Origin of the sequence: Actinomyces sp. MRS3W, assembly GCF_032465695.1 — a bacterium.
In the GTDB taxonomy this organism is placed as follows: Bacteria; Actinomycetota; Actinomycetes; order Actinomycetales; family Actinomycetaceae; genus Actinomyces.
The window spans coordinates 1-926 of record NZ_JAWDJJ010000318.1 but is presented as its reverse complement, the minus strand read 5'-3'; the positions used below and the strand labels follow the sequence as shown (position 1 = coordinate 926).

Genomic DNA, 926 nt, shown 5'->3' with positions numbered 1-926 from the left:
CGCCGCACCCGTCCCCGCCGCCCACTCCTCCGCGGCGACGCCCGGCGCCGCTGACGCTGATGTCGAGGCCGCCGGCGCTGATACCGGCGCCGCCGACGCGGCCGTGCCCCTGCGCATGGGCCTGGACATCGGCTCCACCACCGTCAAGCTCGTGCTCCTGCCCGAACCGGTCCCCGGCGAGCGCTTCCCCGAACCCGTCTTCTCCGAGTACCGCCGCCACAACGCCGACGTCCGCGGCGAGGTCTCCCGCCTGCTGGCGGAGGTGGCCGCCGCCTTCCCCGGCGCGAGCGTGCGCGGCGCCGTCACCGGCAGTGCCGGACTTAACCTCGCCAACCTCATGGGCCTGCCCTTCGTGCAGGAGGTCATTGCCGAGACCCGCACCGTCCAGGCGAAGAACCCCGAGGCCGACGTCATCATCGAGCTCGGCGGCGAGGACGCCAAGATCACCTACCTCCACCCCACCCCCGAGCAGCGCATGAACGGCACCTGCGCGGGCGGGACCGGCGCCTTCATTGACCAGATGGCGCAGCTGCTGCACACCGACGCCCCCGGCCTCAACGCACTGGCCGCGGATTACAAAACCCTCTACCCCATCGCCTCGCGCTGCGGCGTCTTCGCCAAGTCCGACCTCCAGCCACTCATCAATCAGGGCGCTGCGAGCGAGGACCTGGCCGCCTCCGTGCTCCAGGCCGTCGTCACCCAGACCATCGCCGGCCTGGCCTGCGGCCGCCCCATCCGCGGCAACGTCATGTTCCTCGGCGGCCCGCTGCACTTCCTGCCCGAGCTGCGCCGGGCCTTCGAGCGCACCCTGGCCGACCAGGTCGACTCCTTCACCTGCCCCGACGACGCCCAGCTGTACGTCGCCGTCGGCGCCGCCCTCCTGGCCGACGGGGAGACGACGCCGCTGAGCGAGATCTCCGACCGCC

The 926-nt window shown here is 72.7% G+C and carries 1 protein-coding gene; it reads left to right on the top strand.

What is annotated here, in order from left to right; all coding sequences use genetic code 11:
* Positions 1–115 precede the first annotated feature (115 nt).
* The coding region (locus RWX45_RS12035; RefSeq protein WP_316023957.1) for a BadF/BadG/BcrA/BcrD ATPase family protein at positions 116–926 on the top strand (811 nt) is incomplete at its 3' end.